Origin of the sequence: Streptomyces sp. RKAG293 (genome assembly GCF_023701745.1) — a bacterium.
GTDB lineage: Bacteria > Actinomycetota > Actinomycetes > Streptomycetales > Streptomycetaceae > Actinacidiphila.
This window is the reverse complement of record NZ_JAJOZB010000001.1, coordinates 2362460-2378040: the sequence shown is the minus strand read 5'-3', so window position 1 is coordinate 2378040 and position 15581 is coordinate 2362460. Positions and strand designations below refer to the sequence as shown.

Below are 15581 nucleotides of genomic sequence, written 5' to 3'. Positions count from 1 at the left end.
GGGCCGTGGCCGGAAAACCGGGTGACCCGGTCGGCCGGCGGTGATCCACTGGGGCGTATGCCCGCTCGACCGCCCGCGTCCCCCGCCGCCCCGCCGCAGCCGTTCCGCTGGAACCTCGCCACGTCCGCGGGTGCCGGACCGGACCGGCTCGGCGCGCTCACCGAGGGCGCGCCGCCGATCCGGCTCCGCTATCTGCCGTCGCTCACCGAATGCGCCGCGAAGGTGCTGGCCCGCTCCGACGGCGCCGACCTGTGCTTCGTCGGACGGTCGCTGGACAGCATGTACGACCTGCTGACCGGTGCGTTCGAGGGCTCGTCGTGGGAGGGCCGGCTGCTGCGGCTGCCGGTCTCGTGCACCAGCGACCGGGGCTGGACGCCCGCGATGCGGGCGCGCTTCCGCGAGCATCTCGCCGCGGCGGGGCTCGACCCGTACGCGCTGGCCCGCCGCAAGCGGCCGGTCGCCCTCGTGGACGTCGTGTACCGGGGCAACACCTTCGACACCCTGCACCGCGCGCTCGCCGGCTGGATCGAGGAGAGCCGCGAGCCGTGGCCGGTGATCCGTCGCAAGCTGCGCTACGTGGGCGTCACCCAGCGGGGCAGGACCAGCCCGGGGCACTGGCGCTGGCAGCAGGACGCGTCACGCCCGTGGGTGCGGACGCTGCCCGCCGGCCATGTGGTCAATGTGTCGCTCGACCCCGGGACCTGGTCGTGGTTCGGCGACCACCAGCCCAAGGTGCACAGCTCGTTCCCGGCCGTCCGCTGGTTCGACGAGGACGCCGGGGAGCCCTGGTACCACCCGTCGCTCCCGGCCGCGCTCGCCGAATCGCTGGCGCTGGTCGAGGCGGGCCGCACCCGCGCGGTACGTGACGACCTGGTCCGCGCGCTGGGGCGGGAGCCCGGGTTCGCGCGGCGTGAGGTGCGGGCGCTCGCGGCGGCGCTGCGCCGCCGCTGACGCGGGCGGGTCGCTCTGCCGGCCTCGGCACCGTCAGGCGTTGTTCTCCATCGCCGGGCGGAGCCGTCCCAGCAGGGCGTAGAGCGTCGCGCTCTCGTCCTCGTCCAGGGCGTCGAGCGCGCCGTGCGTCGCCTGCATCTCCTCGCGCACGCGCCGGATGGTGTCGCGGCCCTCGTCGGTCGCCACGACGTTCTTGACCCGCCGGTCGGCGGGGTCCGCCTCGCGGCGGACGAGCGACCGCGCCTCCAGCCGGTCCACGATCCCGGTGACGTTCGACGCGTCGCACACCAGCAGCGCCGCGAGACCGCGCATCGGCAGCGGCCCGTCGAGCTGGGCGAGGACCTTGGCCTGGGTGGAGGTGAGGCCGTGGTGGGCGGCGGCGGCCGCGAAATCCCGCCACTGGGCGGTGCCGATGGCGGCCAGCAGCTCCAGGAGCTCGAGCTTGGTCGGGACGTTCGTGGTGGCGCTCATGGGTGGAGTGTACTCAAAATGCTTGACGACATCAATCATTAACTTGACGTCCTTAACTATTGAGGTCTACCGTCTGTCGAGTTGCTTGACGACATCAAGCATCCAAGTTGTGAAGCATTGGTGTGAAGCAATGAGAAGGACCCGCCAGCCATGAGCCAAGCCACCACCGCACCCGCCGAAGCGGGGCACCGGAACGAGACGGTCATCGTCTTCGCCCTGAGCCTCGCCGCCATGGTCGTGTCGATGATGCAGACCCTGCCCGTCCCGATCCTGGGCCTGATCCGCAACGACCTCGGCACCTCGACCGCCAACGTCAGCTGGGTGACCACCGCGACCCTGCTGTCCGCCGCGGTCTTCACCCCGCTGCTGGGCCGCTTCGGCGACCAGCACGGCAAGAAGCCGACCCTGGTGGCCGTACTGGGCGTCATGGTCGTGGGTTCCGTCATCGCCGCCCTGGCGACCTCCCTGCCGCTGCTCATCCTCGGCCGGGTGCTCCAGGGCGCCGCCACCGCGATCTTCCCGCTGGCGCTGTCGGTCCTGCGCGAAGAGGTCCGCCCGCAGAAGCTGCCCGGTGCGATGGCGCTGGTCAGCGGCACCCTCGCCTTCGGCAGTGGCCTCGCACTGGTCGCCACCGGCCTGCTCACCTCGGGCCCCGACGCCGACTACCGCAACGCGTTCTGGATGGCGACCGGCTTCGCCGTCCTCGCCCTGGTCGCGGTCGTCACCATGGTCCCCGCGACCCGGCACAAGACCGGCGGCCGCACCGACATCCTCGGCGCGCTCACCCTCGGCATCGCCCTCCTGCTGCTCCTGCTGCCCATCTCGCAGGGCCACGAATGGGGCTGGGCCTCCGGCCGCACGCTGGGCAGCTTCGCCGGCGCCGTCGTCATGGGCGCCGTCTGGGTGCTGACCGAGCTCAAGGTCCGCGAGCCGCTGGTCGACATGCGGATGTTCGTCCACCGCCCGGTGCTGATGGCCAACCTCGCCGGGATCCTCGTCGGCTTCGGCATGTTCGCGAACTTCCTGGGCGTCTCCTACCTCGTCCAGATGCCCAAGGCGCTCACCGGCTACGGCTTCGACGCGTCCATCCTCCGGGCCTCCGTCGAGTTCCTGCTCCCCGGCGCGATCGTCTCGCTGCTCGCCTCGCCCATCGGCGGCCGTCTCGTCCGGCACCGCGGCCCGCGGGTCGTGCTCGGCCTGGCCGCCGTGCTCGGCGCCGCCGGCTTCGGCTGGCTGGCCCTCGACCACAGCCACACCGCCTCGGTGATCGGCGCCGGCCTCATCGTCGGTGCGGCCGTCAGCTTCGGCTACGCGGCCATGCCCGCCGTCATCATGGAGAGCGTCCCGCACCACCAGAGCGGCATCGCCAACGGCATCAACTCGATCTCCCGCTCCACCGGCAGCGCGATCGGCAGCGCCGTGGTCACCACGATCCTGGCGTCGAAGACCATCGGGCACCTGCCCGCCGGAGCACCGCCGCTGCCCGCCGAATCCGGCTTCAGCCTCACCTTCGGTATCGCGGCCGTCTCCTTCGCGCTGGTCGGGCTGGTCAGCTGGCTCGGCTTGCGGACCCACCACGGACCCCGGACCGTCGAGGTGACGGCTTCCGCCGCCGGTACCGTCCCGTCCCCCCTCAAGGCGGCCGAGCAGCCCGACGCGACCGACAAGGCCGGCGTCGTCTGATCCCCGCCCGATCCCCCCACGGCGTACAGGAGCCATCACCATGAAGGCCGTCAGTTACCGCAGCTACGGAGGGCCCGAGGCCCTGGAGTACGGCGACCGCCCCGACCCCAAGGTCGGACCGGACACCGTCCTGATCAAGGTCAGGGCCGCGGCCGTCAACCCCGTCGACTGGAAGGCGCAGGCCGGCTACCTGGACTCGATGCTCGACGCGGTCTACCCCGTCATTCCCGGCTGGGACGTCTCCGGCGTCGTCGTCAGGACCGGTCCCGACGCCCCCGAGTTCGAGGAGGGCGACGAGGTCATCGGCTATGTGCGCGAGGACTTCCTGTCCCGTGGCACGTTCGCCGAGTACGTCGGCGCCCCGGTCCGCACGCTGGCCCGCAAGCCGTCCAACCTCAGCTTCGAGCAGGCCGCGGGCCTTCCGCTGGCGGGCCTCACCGCCTACCAGACGCTCCTCGGCGAGCTGAACGTCGGCAAGGGCGACACGGTCCTCATCCACGCCGCGGCGGGCGGGGTCGGCTCCATGGCCGTCCAGCTCGCCAAGCACGTCGGCGCCCGGGTGATCGGCACCGCGGGCGAGCACAACCACGAGTACCTGCGCGGGCTGGGCGCGGAACCGGTGACCTACGGGGACGGCCTCGCCGACCGCGTACGGGCGCTGGCCCCCGACGGCGTGCACGCCGTACTGGACCTGGTCGGCGGCGACGCCCTGACCGTCTCCCCGGGCCTGCTCGCCGACGCCGACAGCGGCCGGCTGGTCTCCATCGCCGACCCGGCGGTGCTGGGCATGGGCGGCCGGTTCCAGTGGGTCCGCCCGGACGCCGCGGACCTCTCGGCGCTCAGCGACCTCGCCGAGGCCGGTGTCATCACCGTGGAGGTCGCCGCCACGTTCCCGCTGGAGCGGACGGCGGACGCACAGCGGCTCAACGCCGAGGGCCACACCCGCGGCAAGATCGTCGTCACCATGTGACCCGTCCGGCCCCGGGCCCGGACATCACCTTGTGGCCCGTCCGATCCCCGGCGGCCGGGTTGTCACCACAGCACGGCCGCACCGAGGCCCGGACGTCACCACAGCACGGCCGCCGCGAAGCCCGGTGGTCACCACAGCACGGCCGCCGCGAAGCCCGGTGGTCACCACAGGACGGCCGCGCCGAAGACGGCCAGCGCCACCGTGCACCCCACCACCGCCGCGGCCGCCCGTGACGTCATCACGGGCGGCCGCGGCGCGTCCATGAGGCGGATCCTGCGCTGGGCGACGAGCAGGAAGGCGAGCCAGACCAGGGCGCCGAGCGCCACTCCCACGATCCCCACGCCCGACAGCCCCCGGTGGACCGCCTGCCGGCCCGCGAGCACCGCGGCGACCGCGCACGACAGGGTCGTCCGCCGCCAGGCCAGCCGGGTCCGCTCCGGCTGCAGACCGGGATCGCGGTCCCGCACTCCCACCGGCGGCTCGGACACCGCCTAACCCGCCCGGCCCAGCAGCACGATCGCCACCATGACCACCGCGATGCCCGCGACGAGCACGGCCAGCAGCGTCGGGAAGCGGGAGAGCGGCAGGTCCTCGTTCCGGCGCATGGCCCGCTCGCACCGCACCCAGTAGTTGACGGCCCGCACCGCGCACATCGCGCCGCCCGCCAGCAGCGCCAGCGCCAGAACGACCCGGACGGTCCGCGGCAGGTCCGGCAGGAACTGGTCCACCGCGAAGCCGCCGCCGATCAGCGCCAGCGCGGTCCTGATCCAGGCCAGGAACGTGCGCTCGTTGGCCAGCGAGAACCGGTAGTCGGGCGTCTCGCCCTCCGCCTGCACCCGGGCCGGCGAGAACCACAGCCCGACCGCCGACACCCCGGCCCGCAGCCTGCCGGGCAGCGCCCGTACGAAGACGATCACCCGGTCACTGTACGTCCGGACCCGGTGCCGGACCCGGACGCCGGGTGTCCGGCCGGTGTCCGGCGGGGGTGAGTGCGGTGGTGAGTGCGGGGTGCGTGCGGTGGCAGGGGCTTTCACCAGCACGTTCTTCAGCCAGGACGGCTACGCCACAGGAGGCCGCCCACGCCACTCGCGCAGCCTGTGGAACGCGTCGAGGCCGTCCGGGACCCACTCCCATTCGGACAGCCGCCGTTCCAGTTCACCGTCGGTCAGGAAGGTGTGCCAGGCGACCTCCTCGACCTGCGGGGAGACCGGGAGTTCGCACCGCACCTCGTACACCTGGGACCACCAGGAGTGCCCGTCCCGCTCGTAGAGGAACTTGAACAGCGGTACGGGCCGCGCGAGTCCCGACACCCCCAGCTCCTCCTCGGCCTCCCGCAGCGCCGCCTCGTCGTAGGTCTCGCCCGCTCCGACGACCCCGCCCACGAACATGTCGTACAGCGAGGGGAAGACCAGCTTCACCGCGGTGCGGCGGTGCACGAACGTCCGGCCCTCGCCGTCCTTCACCAGCACGAACGCGCAGCGGTGCCGCAGCCCGCGGGCGTACGCCTCGGCCCGCCGCTCCTGGCCGACGACCTCGTCGTTCTCGTCGACGATGTCCAGCAGCTCGTCCGCGGAGCGCGGTCGCGCGGGTGCGCCGGTCTCCGGGTCGAGGCGTTCCACGACGCGGAACCGCTGGGCGACGACCAGCGTCCCGTCGCTGACGGTGAACTCCGGGTCGCCGATCGACTCGCGCATCTCCGGGCTGTGCCAGAACCCCTCATGGTTCGCCCGCCACTCGGCGACGGTGCGATCGCCCTCGCCCTCGTCCACCGCGTGCGCCAGATCGACCTCGGCGAGCGGCAGCACGCGGACCTCCGTGGTCTCCAGCACGGCCACCGGCCGGTCCGCCGAATCGATCAGCGCGGACCGTTCACCGACGACGGGCAGCGCCTCCCCGCAGTACTCGTAGTCCACGACGAGCCCGGTCGTGGAGGTCTTCTCCCCGGACAGGACCGCGCCGACCAGCCGGTCGCGCAGCGGACCGGGGAAGGCGAGTTCGAACGGCGGGAGATCATCGTAGGAGCCCATGGACCCAGCCTAGATCGTGGCATCGAAGGCTGGGTCGTGGCGTTGAAGGCTAGGCCATGGCGTCAAAGGCGTTTCCTAGGACGGCTCCTGGCCCGCGACGGAACCCGCCCCGGGACCCGTTCCGGCGCCCGCCCCGGCACCCGCCCGGCGGTCGCGCACCACGACGGTGGCCATCGCGACGACGACACCGGCGACGGCGTAAGCCGCCAGCACCCACAGCGGGCCGGAGGTCGCGCTGCCGCCGAAGTACACGGTGTTGCGGACCGCCGTGGTGCCCGCGCCCGGCGGCAGGGACTGCCCGATCGCGCTCCAGAACCGCGGCAGCAGCGACGCCGGATAGACGCCGCCCGCGCTCGGGTTGCCCATCACGACGAAGAGCAGGATCGACAGCCCGATGCCGATGATCCCGCAGAGCGTCTGCAGAGCCGTGGTGACGGCGGCGGCCGCGAAGACCACCAGCGCGCCGATCGCCCACAGCGCCACGAAATGGCCGGTCAGTGCCGAGAACACCGGATCCACGATGATCGCCCCGCCGAGTCCTGAGACCACCGCGAAGAGCGCGAGAGTGCCGAGCCGGATCGCCGTACGGTGCCGGTTGACCGGCCGGGCGCCGCCCGCCACACCCAGGATCGACGCGGTCAGATAGCCGCCCACCACCCAGCCGATGACCAGGTAGAACGAGCTCAGGCCGCGGCCGTCCTCCTTGTTGGGGGCCTTGATGTCGGTGACCGTCACCTGCCGGTGCTGGGTCTTCTCGACGCTCTGCGCGATCTGCGCGGCGGTCTGCGACACCGAGGGGCCGCCCGCGGAGGCCACCAGCAGTGCATCGGTCTTGCCCGCCGGGTTGATGAGGATCGCGGCGTCCACCGTACGGTTCATGATCTGCCGTCGCGCCTCGGCCTCGTCGGCCACCACGACCGCCTTCACCGGCTCGCCCGGCAGCCCGTTGAGCTGTGCGGCCACCTTGCCCGCCACCTGCGCGGGCGCCACGACGGCGGCCGGAATCCGGTGCGGGGTGGGGGAGTGGAACGCGCCCAGGTACGAGACGATGAAGGCCAGCTGGATCAGCAGACCTCCGACGACCAGCAGGAAAGCCCGGAAACTGATCGCGTCCCGCAGCTCGGCCGCGAACCCGCCCGATCCGTCCGGCAGCGCCGGAACACCCCGTGAGGCGCCGGAATCCGGGGTGGCAGAACCGGAATCCTGGGCGGTGGAACCGGAATCCTGGGTGGTGGAAGGTGTTGCGTCCGGCGGCGGAGGGGTCGTCCCAGCAGAGCTCATGCACGAACGTTAGGCGGCCTACGCTTCCGACGCGAGAGGGGGTGCTCCGTACGGGCCCCTTGCCGGGTGGCCACCGCACGCGAAATGCTGCGCGCGGCCACCACTGCCCAGCACCGACCAGGAGTGACCGTCATGCCGGCACCGTTCGACGTCCTGCGTATCGCCAACTGCTCGGGCTTCTACGGCGACCGGCTGTCCGCCGCCCGCGAGATGGTCGAAGGCGGTCCGATCGACGTATTGACCGGTGACTACCTCGCCGAACTGACGATGCTGATCCTGTGGAAGGCGCGGCAGCGCGACCCCGACGCCGGCTACGCCGTCTCGTTCCTCGCCCAGATGCACGAGGTGCTCGGCAGCTGTCTGGAACGCGGCATCAAGGTCGTCGTCAACGCCGGCGGTCTCAACCCGGCCGGACTCGCCGCCAAACTCGGCGAACTGGCCGCGCTCGGCGGCCTCCACCCCACCATCGCCCACCTGGAGGGCGACGACCTCCTCGACCGTCTCCCCGAGCTGCGCGAGAAGGGCCACGGGTTCGCCAACCTGTCCACCGGCCGGCTGCTCGCCGACTCCGGGATCGAGCCCGTCACCGCCAACGCGTACCTCGGCGGCTGGGGCATCGCCCGCGCACTGCGCGCCGGCGCCGACGTGGTCATCTGCGGCCGGGTCACCGACGCCGCGCTCGTCACCGGGCCGGCCGCCTGGGCCTTCGACTGGGCGCTCGACGACTGGGACCGGCTCGCTGGGGCGGTCGCCGCGGGCCACATCATCGAATGCGGCGCCCAGGCCACCGGCGGCAACTTCTCCTTCTTCACCGAGATCGAGTACCCCGTGCACCCCGGCTTCCCCATCGCCGAGATGCACCCCGACGGCTCCTGCGTCATCACCAAGCACGAGGGAACCGGCGGCGCGGTCACCGTCGACACCGTCACGGCCCAACTGCTGTACGAGATCGAGCGACCCGAGTACCTGAACGCCGACGTCGTCGCCCGCTTCGACACCCTGCGACTGGAGCAGGAGGGACCCGACCGGGTCCGGGTCACCGGCACCCGCGGCGAGCCCGCGCCCGACACCCTCAAGGTCTGCCTCAACTACCTCGGCGGCTTCCGCAACAGCGCCACCTTCGTGCTGACCGGCCTCGACATCGAGGCCAAGGCGCGGTTCGCGGAGGCGTCCCTGCTCGACGCGACGGGCGGCGGCGACCGCTTCGACGAGTTCGACCTGCGGATGGAACGGCCGGCGGCCGACACCGCCCGGCTGACCCTGACCGTCAAGGACCCCGACCGCGACAAGGTCGGCCGCGCGCTGTTCACCGCGGTCGCGGGCACGGCGCTGGCGAGCTACCCCGGCTTCTACCTGGAGCAGGCGTCCCCCGGCCCACCGAGTACGGGGTGTACTGGCCCGCGCTGGTCGCCGCCGACGAGGTGCCGGCCCAGGTCGTGCTGGCCGACGGCACCAGGCTGGACGTGCCGAGGCCGCCGACGGTGGCGCGCGTGCGACAGGAGCGGCCGGCCGCCGGCTCCGAGCCACGTCCGGCCATGGCGTCCGGCCCCACCGTCCGGGCACCGCTGGGCCGGCTGGTCGGCGCCCGCTCCGGCGACAAGGGCGGCGACGCCAACATCGGCCTGTGGGCCCGCACTGACGAGGCGTACGCGTGGCTCCACGCCCACCTCGGCGTCGACGAGCTGCGGCTGCTGCTCCCGGAGGCCGCCGAGCTGGAGGTCGTCCGCTACGAACTGCCCAATCTGCGCGCCCTCAACTTCGTCCTGCACGGCCTGCTCGGCGAGGGCGTCGCCGCCTCCACCCGCCCCGACCCGCAGGCCAAGAGCCTGGGCGAGTACCTGCGGGCCCGCCCGGTCGACATCCCCATGGATCTTTTGCCTGGCCTGTAGACATCTTTGCCCGGCGCGGAGATCTCTTTGCCCAAGTGCTGACGGTCGTCTGCGTACCGTGGGAAGCGGCCCACCGCAAGAGGCGGGTGGGCGTTCCGAGGGGGGCATTCCGATGGACCAGTCGATTCTGCACAAGGCGATCTTCCTGCTGCGCGACTGCCACGAGTCCGAGCAGCAGGTGGTCACCCGGCTCAAGGACTACTTCCCCGACCTCGACCTGAGCGCCCGCGAGCGCTACACCAGCGAGGCGATGGACCTGGTCCACGGAGTGCACCCGGGCATGTGAGGCACCGGGCATACGGGGTGCCGAGGCGTCCGCGGACCGGTGCGCGATGATCGGGGCATGAGCAACCTCGATGTGAAGCCCGCACCGACCGTGTGCGGCGGCCGCGACGACGTCTCGGCCGAGCCCGTCCGCGAGCTCCTCGCCGCCCGCACCGTCACCCTCGGCGAGAGCACCCAGGTGCGGCGCCTCCTGCCGAACCTGGGCCGCCGGATGGTCGGCGCCTGGTGCTTCGTCGACCACTACGGCCCCGACGACATCGCGCGCGAGTCCGGGATGCAGGTCCCGCCGCACCCGCACATGGGCCTGCAGACGGTGAGCTGGCTGCACGACGGCGAGGTGCTGCACCGCGACAGCCTCGGCACCCTGCAGACCGTACGCCCCCGCGAGCTGGGACTGATGACCTCCGGCCGGGCCATCTCGCACTCCGAGGAATCGCCGCGCGACCACCCCCGGCTCCTGCACGGCGCCCAGCTCTGGGTCGCCCTCCCGGAGGCCCACCGGAACACCGCGCCGGCCTTCGAGCACCACGCCGACCTGCCGGTCGTCACCGGAGGCGGCGGTCTGCAGGCCACCGTCATCATGGGCGAACTGGACGGCGCCGTCTCACCCGGCACCACCCACACCCCGCTCGTCGGCGCCGACCTCGCCCTGGCAGCGGGCACCGACACCCGCCTGCCGCTCCGCCCCGACTTCGAGTACGCGGCCCTGACGATGTCCGGCGAGGCCGAGGTCGACGGCGTACGCCTCGCCCCCGGCTCGATGCTCTACCTCGGCTGCGGCCGCCGCGACCTCGCGATCCGCGCCGACGTGGACAGCGGCCTGATGCTGCTGGGCGGCGAGCCCTTCGACGAGAAGATCGTCATGTGGTGGAACTTCGTCGGACGGTCCAACGACGACATCGCACAGGCCCGTTCGGACTGGATGAGCGGCTCCCGTTTCGGGGATGTGAAGGGCTATGACGGCGCCCCGCTGCCCGCGCCGGAGCTTCCGGCGACGCGGCTCAAGCCACGCGGGCGCGCCCGCTAGACGGCCTTTCGGTCGTCCAGCGAGCGGGCCGGGCGTGGGGCGGTGACCGTCAGGCGGTGGGGCGGGGCACGATGTGGCCCGTTACCTCGCCGAAGCCGATGCGGGTTCCGTTCGGGCCCGGTGCGGTGGCGGTGATGACGACCTCGTCGCCGTCGTCGAGGAACGTGCGCTCGCTGCCGTCCGCCAGTTTCAGCGGCTCCTGGCCGTTCCACGTCAGTTCGATGAGCGCGCCGCGCGTCTCGCGCTCGGGACCGCTGATGGTGCCGGAGGCGAAGAGGTCACCGGTCCGCAGGGACGCGCCGTTGGCGGTCATGTGCGCGAGCATCTGCGCGAAGGTCCAGTACATGGCGGCGAACGGCGGGCGCGAGACGACATGGCCGTTGAGCCGGACCTCGAAGGCGATGTCGAAGCCGGACGGCTCGGCCGCGGCGTCCCGGTCGTCGAGGTACGGGAGCGGCTCGACGTCGCGCTCCGGCGGGGTGGTGCGGGCCTGCGCGAGGGCGTCCAGCGGGACGATCCACGGCGAGACCGACGTGGCGAAGGACTTGCCGAGGAACGGGCCCAGCGGCACGTACTCCCACGCCTGGAGGTCGCGGGCGGACCAGTCGTTGACGAGGCAGACGCCGAAGACGTGCTCGGCGGCGTCGGCCAGCGCGACCGGGCTGCCCAGCTCGGACGGCGTGCCGACGACGAAGCCCAGCTCCGCCTCGATGTCCAGGCGGCGGGACGGGCCGAAGTCCGGAACCGGGTCGGCCGGGGCCTTGCGCTGCCCGGACGGGCGGGTGATCGGCGTACCGGAGACGACGATCGTGCCGGAACGGCCGTGATAGCCGATCGGCAGGTGCTTCCAGTTGGGCGTCAGCGGCTCGGAGCCGGGCCGGAAGATCCGGCCGAGGTTCGTCGCGTGGTGCTCGGACGCGTAGAAGTCGACGTAGTCGGCCACCTCGAACGGCAGGTGGAGGGTGACATCGGCGCGCGGCACCAGGCACGGCTCGACGGCCGCACGGAGGGCCTCGTCCGTCAGCCACCGGGTGATCGCGGCGCGCACCGCGGTCCAGACCGGCCGGCCGGCGGCCAGCAGCGGGTTCAGCGAGGGCGCGTCGAGCGTGGCGAATCCGGGTTCGGCGAGGGCACCGACGCTGCGGGCCGCCGCGCCCGCGTCGAGAACGTGGCCACCGATGGCGACACCGATCCGGCGCTGATCCGGCCGGTCGGCGGTGGTGAAGACGCCGTACGGCAGGTTGTCTACGCCGAACGGAGAGTCGTCCGGGACGGTGAGCGGGCTGCTGGCGCTCAACTGGCCTCCAGGGAGAGAACGAACGTGCCGAGACTATCTCCCGTCTCCAGGGCTCCCGTCTCAAGGGCCGGACGCGGGTCGGACGCGGGTCGGACGCGGGTCCGGCGGGGCCCTGCACCCGCACCATGGCGACGGTACGTGCCGGTCCGGACACCGACGGTAGATCCAGGGGGCGCCGACGGCCTCGAGTTTGGTGGTGCTACACGTGCGTACGTAGAGTTCCGCCTGACTCGGGTGGACTCGGGGCGGAACAGACAATCCAGAAGGCAGTAACGGCATGACAGCGAGTGATCAGACGGAAACCCGGCGCGACGATTCGACGGGCATCGACCCGGCGCGCCTGGAGCTCTGCCTGAGCGTGCTCGCGGAGCTCGACGAGCTCGACGTCGACCACCCCGACGCCATCGCCGTACGGCGCGCCACCGCCGGCATCTACCGGACGGTGAAGCAGCGCCGCCGCCAGGAGCGCCGCGCCTCGAAGACGGCGAACGACAAGGCCGTCACCGAGGCCACGGCCACCGGCGCGGCCGACCGCATCGACGACGAGACGCTGGGCAACATGCTCACGACGTCCGTGACGCAGGAGATCGCCGGCATCCTGGAGCGCCCCCGCTCCTGCTACGTCTGCAAGACCCGCTACGTCGAGGTCGACGCGTTCTACCACCAGCTCTGCCCGCCCTGCGCGAAGGAGAACCGCAGCCGCCGCGACGCGCGCACGGACCTCACCGGACGCCGCGCCCTGCTCACCGGCGGCCGCGCGAAGATCGGCATGTACATCGCGCTGCGCCTGCTGCGCGACGGCGCGCACACCACCATCACCACCCGCTTCCCGAACGACGCGGTCCGGCGCTTCAAGGCGATGCCCGACAGCCCGGAGTGGCTGCACCGGCTGAAGATCGTCGGCATCGACCTGCGCGACCCGGCCCAGGTGATCGCGCTCGCCGACGAGGTCGCCGCCGAGGGCCCGCTCGACATCCTGATCAACAACGCCGCGCAGACCGTCCGCCGCAGCCCCCGCGCCTACGCGGAGCTCGTCGCCGCGGAACTCGCCCCCCTGCCGGCCGGCGAACTGCCCTCGCGCACCGTCCTGGGCCACTTCGGCAGCGGCGCGCAGATCGCGCTGCCCGGCCCGTCGTCGGCCGGCCACGACGCGCTGACGCCCGAGTCGATCACCGCCCTGGCCCTGACCACCGGCTCCGCGACCCCGGCCCGTATCGAGGCCGGCACCGCCATCGACGCCGGCGGCCTCGTACCGGACCTGGACGCCACCAACACCTGGATCCAGCGCGTCGAGGAGGTCGACCCGCTCGAACTCCTCGAAGTCCAGCTCTGCAACGTCACCGCGCCGTTCGTCCTCGTCAGCCGGCTGCGCCCGGCGATGGCCGCGGCCACCGCGCGCCGCAAGTACGTCGTCAACGTCTCGGCGATGGAAGGCCAGTTCAGCCGCGGCTACAAGGGCCCGGGCCACCCGCACACCAACATGGCCAAGGCCGCGCTGAACATGCTCACCCGCACCAGCGCCCAGGAGATGCTGGAGACGGACGGCATCCTCATGACCGCCGTCGACACCGGCTGGATCACCGACGAGCGCCCCCACCCCGACAAGATGCGCCTCGCCGAAGAGGGCTTCCACGCCCCCCTCGACCTCGTCGACGGCGCCGCCCGCGTCTACGACCCCATCGTCCGCGGCGAACTCGGCGAAGACCTCTACGGCTGCTTCCTCAAGGACTACGCCCCGGCTGCCTGGTAACCCGGCTCGCCTGGCCGTTCGCCCGCGCCAGGGTGCGCGTGCCGGTTCGAGCAGATCCATGACGGAGCGGGCCGCCCACCTCCGGAACGACGTCCTGCCCGCGGTCACGCGCGACGTCGATCTCGGCGCCCATCTGCTCGAAGTCGGCCCGGGCCCGGGCGCGGCGACCGACTCACGTTCACGGCCCGCCGCCGACCGCCCGCCGCCCGGCGGAGGCGTAGCTCCGCTGTTCCGTGGGGCGTTGGGCGGGGACTCGTTGTCGGAGGGTGCGCGTAGGGTGACGCCAAGTGGTCGATGAGGCACATCGGCCACGCCAGGGGAGGCGCGTCGTGCATGCCGAGGAAGTCACGTTCAGCAAGCTGGTGGCCGGGGAGAAGCAGTTCCAGGTGCCTCTCTACCAGCGCACATACAGCTGGACGGACAAGGAGTTGAAGCAGCTGTGGGACGACGTCACGGAGCTGGTCGGCCAGGCCATGGCCGAAGTGAGGACGCCGTCCCACTTCCTCGGCTCCGTCGTCCTCGCACCGGGCCAGATGAGCGCCGGAGGCGTATCGCGCTGGCTGGTGGTGGACGGGCAACAGCGGCTCACGACCCTGATGGTGGCGTTCACCGCGCTGCGCGATCACATTCGCGAAACCGGCGGTCAGGAGATCGCCATGCTCGCGGAGAAGATCCACGAGCAGTATCTGGTCAACAAGTTCCTTGACGGCAACGACCACTACCGGCTGTTGCCGACCCAGGCGGACCGCGGCGCCTTCATCGCGTGCGTCGCGGGCAGCCCGCGCGCCGGGGGCGGGGACAACATCGGGCATGCCTACCGGTTCTTCCGGGGCGTGCTAGCGCGGGGCCAGGAGGAAGGTGGAGACACCTGGGCGAGAGTGGTCGTCACCGTTTTGGGCGGGCTGCTCTCCATCGTCGAGATCACCGCGGAGCCCGGGGACAACGTCTACCGGATCTTCAAGTCCATCAACAACACGGGTGTCCAGCTGCAGCAGAGCGACCTGCTGCGGAACCACCTCTTCATGCTGCTGCCCCGACAGGGTGAGCAGGTGTACCAGGAGCTGTGGCTGCCCATGCAGCAGGGCCTCGGCCCGAAGAACCTGGAACTGCTCTTCTGGCTGGACCTTGTGCTGCGGGGGGTGTCCAAACCGAAGGTCAGTGAGATCTACGAAGCCCAGCAGCAGCGTCTGAAGCCGGTGGAAGGTGATGAGGACGCGCTCAGGGCGGAGATCGCGGACCTCGTCCGGCTGTCGGAGCGCCTGCTGCGCGTCCTGCGTCCGGAGCGGGAGCAGCACCCGGCTCTGCGCGAGGTGTTGTCGCGGCTCGCGGACTGGGGCAACCAGACGTACTACCCGGTGGCGTTGCAGGTGCTCGATCTGGTGGATGCCGGCCGGCTCGACGCGGAGGCCGCCGTGGAATCCCTGACGTACGTGGAGAGCTTTCTCGTCAGGCGTCTCATCTGTCAGATCTCTCCGAGCAGTCTCAACCGGATCTTCGTCGAAGCCCCCAAGGAGCTGGAGAAGTCGCATCTGCCGGTACCCGAGGCGATCCGGCACTACCTGTCGGGCCGCCGCCGCTACTGGCCCACGGACGCTGAACTCTCCGCCGCCGTAAGGACCAAGCCGTTCTACTGGGCGGGAAAGTCCCACCAGCGCCACTACGTGCTTCGCCGGCTGGAGGAGAGCTACGACTCCGCCGAGCCGGTCGACTTCGCCAAGGCCGCGCTCACCGTCGAACACGTCCTTCCGCAGCATCCGGCCGAGGCGTGGTTCGAGCTGCTCGCGAAGGAGACCGAGGACGGCCAGACCCCGCAGGACCTGCGCGACCTGCTGGTGCACACCCTCGGCAATCTGACCCTCACCGGTGAGAACTCGAAGCTGTCGAACCACCCCTTCCAGCGCAAGCAACAGATCCTGGACGGCAGCGCCCTGCGCATGAACCGTGAGATCG

At 71.8% G+C, this 15581-nt stretch carries 12 protein-coding genes and 3 pseudogenes; 8 read left to right on the top strand and 7 right to left on the bottom strand.

Annotation, left to right across the window (positions count from 1 at the left end; genetic code table 11):
- Positions 1-57 precede the first annotated feature (57 nt).
- Complete coding sequence (locus LNW72_RS10470) at positions 58-951, top strand: hypothetical protein (protein ID WP_250975147.1); 894 nt, start codon at positions 58-60, stop codon at positions 949-951.
- 33 nt (positions 952-984) lie between these two features.
- Here the strand turns inward: LNW72_RS10470 and LNW72_RS10465 are convergent, their stop codons facing one another.
- Positions 985-1422: a MarR family transcriptional regulator gene (locus LNW72_RS10465; protein ID WP_250975146.1), complete on the bottom strand. Its 438-nt coding sequence runs from the start codon at positions 1420-1422 to the stop codon at positions 985-987.
- A 150-nt stretch (positions 1423-1572) separates the two neighbouring features.
- Between LNW72_RS10465 and LNW72_RS10460 the strand changes: the two genes are divergently transcribed.
- Both LNW72_RS10460 and LNW72_RS10455 read left to right on the top strand, forming a co-directional pair.
- Positions 1573-3105, top strand: a complete 1533-nt coding sequence (locus tag LNW72_RS10460; protein WP_250975145.1) for an MFS transporter — start codon at positions 1573-1575, stop codon at positions 3103-3105.
- A gap of 40 nt (positions 3106-3145) precedes the next feature.
- Positions 3146-4075, top strand: coding sequence for an NADP-dependent oxidoreductase (locus LNW72_RS10455; RefSeq protein WP_250975144.1), 930 nt, complete (start codon positions 3146-3148; stop codon positions 4073-4075).
- 161 nt (positions 4076-4236) lie between these two features.
- Here LNW72_RS10455 and LNW72_RS10450 read toward each other — a convergent pair whose 3' ends face one another.
- The 5 genes and pseudogenes from LNW72_RS10450 to LNW72_RS10430 form a co-directional block, all read right to left on the bottom strand.
- Positions 4237-4563: a DUF202 domain-containing protein gene (locus LNW72_RS10450; protein WP_250975143.1), complete on the bottom strand. Its 327-nt coding sequence runs from the start codon at positions 4561-4563 to the stop codon at positions 4237-4239.
- 3 nt (positions 4564-4566) lie between these two features.
- Positions 4567-4992 (bottom strand): DUF202 domain-containing protein, encoded by a 426-nt coding sequence (locus tag LNW72_RS10445; RefSeq protein ID WP_250975142.1) that lies wholly within the window; start codon positions 4990-4992, stop codon positions 4567-4569.
- A gap of 141 nt (positions 4993-5133) precedes the next feature.
- The gene (locus LNW72_RS10440) at positions 5134-5694 is read right to left on the bottom strand and encodes an NUDIX domain-containing protein (protein WP_250980092.1); all 561 of its coding nucleotides are present in this window, start codon (positions 5692-5694) and stop codon (positions 5134-5136) included.
- Positions 5695-5700: 6 nt separating this feature from the next.
- A pseudogene (locus tag LNW72_RS10435) lies at positions 5701-6102 on the bottom strand (ASCH domain-containing protein); the annotation flags it as partial.
- Positions 6103-6177: 75 nt separating this feature from the next.
- Positions 6178-7383, bottom strand: coding sequence for a DUF3533 domain-containing protein (locus LNW72_RS10430; RefSeq protein ID WP_250975141.1), 1206 nt, complete (start codon positions 7381-7383; stop codon positions 6178-6180).
- A gap of 132 nt (positions 7384-7515) precedes the next feature.
- On the opposite strand from LNW72_RS10430, the pseudogene LNW72_RS10425 reads away from it, so the two are divergent.
- The 3 genes and pseudogenes from LNW72_RS10425 to LNW72_RS10415 all read left to right on the top strand — a co-directional run bounded on the left by LNW72_RS10425 (position 7516) and on the right by LNW72_RS10415 (position 10584).
- Positions 7516-9272: pseudogene (locus LNW72_RS10425) on the top strand (acyclic terpene utilization AtuA family protein).
- A gap of 112 nt (positions 9273-9384) precedes the next feature.
- A complete protein-coding gene (locus LNW72_RS10420) occupies positions 9385-9558 on the top strand; it encodes a hypothetical protein (RefSeq protein WP_250975140.1) in 174 nt (57 codons plus the stop codon).
- Positions 9559-9615: 57 nt separating this feature from the next.
- A complete protein-coding gene (locus LNW72_RS10415) occupies positions 9616-10584 on the top strand; it encodes a pirin family protein (protein ID WP_250975139.1) in 969 nt (322 codons plus the stop codon).
- Positions 10585-10633: 49 nt separating this feature from the next.
- Here LNW72_RS10415 and fahA read toward each other — a convergent pair whose 3' ends face one another.
- Positions 10634-11881, bottom strand: coding sequence for a fumarylacetoacetase (fahA, locus tag LNW72_RS10410; RefSeq protein WP_250975138.1), 1248 nt, complete (start codon positions 11879-11881; stop codon positions 10634-10636).
- 277 nt (positions 11882-12158) lie between these two features.
- Here fahA and LNW72_RS10405 point away from each other — a divergent pair, with 277 nt between their 5' ends.
- Positions 12159-13631, top strand: a complete 1473-nt coding sequence (locus tag LNW72_RS10405) for an SDR family oxidoreductase (RefSeq protein WP_250975137.1) — start codon at positions 12159-12161, stop codon at positions 13629-13631.
- 287 nt (positions 13632-13918) lie between these two features.
- Positions 13919-15577 (top strand): annotated as a pseudogene (locus LNW72_RS10400) (DUF262 domain-containing protein); the annotation flags it as partial.
- Between the last annotated feature and the right edge of the window lie 4 nt (positions 15578-15581).

What these genes read in the sequence shown, in the direction of transcription:
- LNW72_RS10460 (WP_250975145.1), top strand. Translation starts at nt 1,573, where the DNA reads ATGAGCCAAGCCACCACCGCACCCGCCGAAGCGGGGCACCGGAACGAG.
- LNW72_RS10465 (WP_250975146.1), bottom strand. Translation starts at nt 1,422, where the DNA reads ATGAGCGCCACCACGAACGTCCCGACCAAGCTCGAGCTCCTGGAGCTG.
- LNW72_RS10405 (WP_250975137.1), top strand. Translation starts at nt 12,159, where the DNA reads ATGACAGCGAGTGATCAGACGGAAACCCGGCGCGACGATTCGACGGGC.
- LNW72_RS10430 (WP_250975141.1), bottom strand. Translation starts at nt 7,383, where the DNA reads ATGAGCTCTGCTGGGACGACCCCTCCGCCGCCGGACGCAACACCTTCC.
- LNW72_RS10420 (WP_250975140.1), top strand. Translation starts at nt 9,385, where the DNA reads ATGGACCAGTCGATTCTGCACAAGGCGATCTTCCTGCTGCGCGACTGC.
- LNW72_RS10470 (WP_250975147.1), top strand. Translation starts at nt 58, where the DNA reads ATGCCCGCTCGACCGCCCGCGTCCCCCGCCGCCCCGCCGCAGCCGTTC.
- LNW72_RS10415 (WP_250975139.1), top strand. Translation starts at nt 9,616, where the DNA reads ATGAGCAACCTCGATGTGAAGCCCGCACCGACCGTGTGCGGCGGCCGC.
- LNW72_RS10455 (WP_250975144.1), top strand. Translation starts at nt 3,146, where the DNA reads ATGAAGGCCGTCAGTTACCGCAGCTACGGAGGGCCCGAGGCCCTGGAG.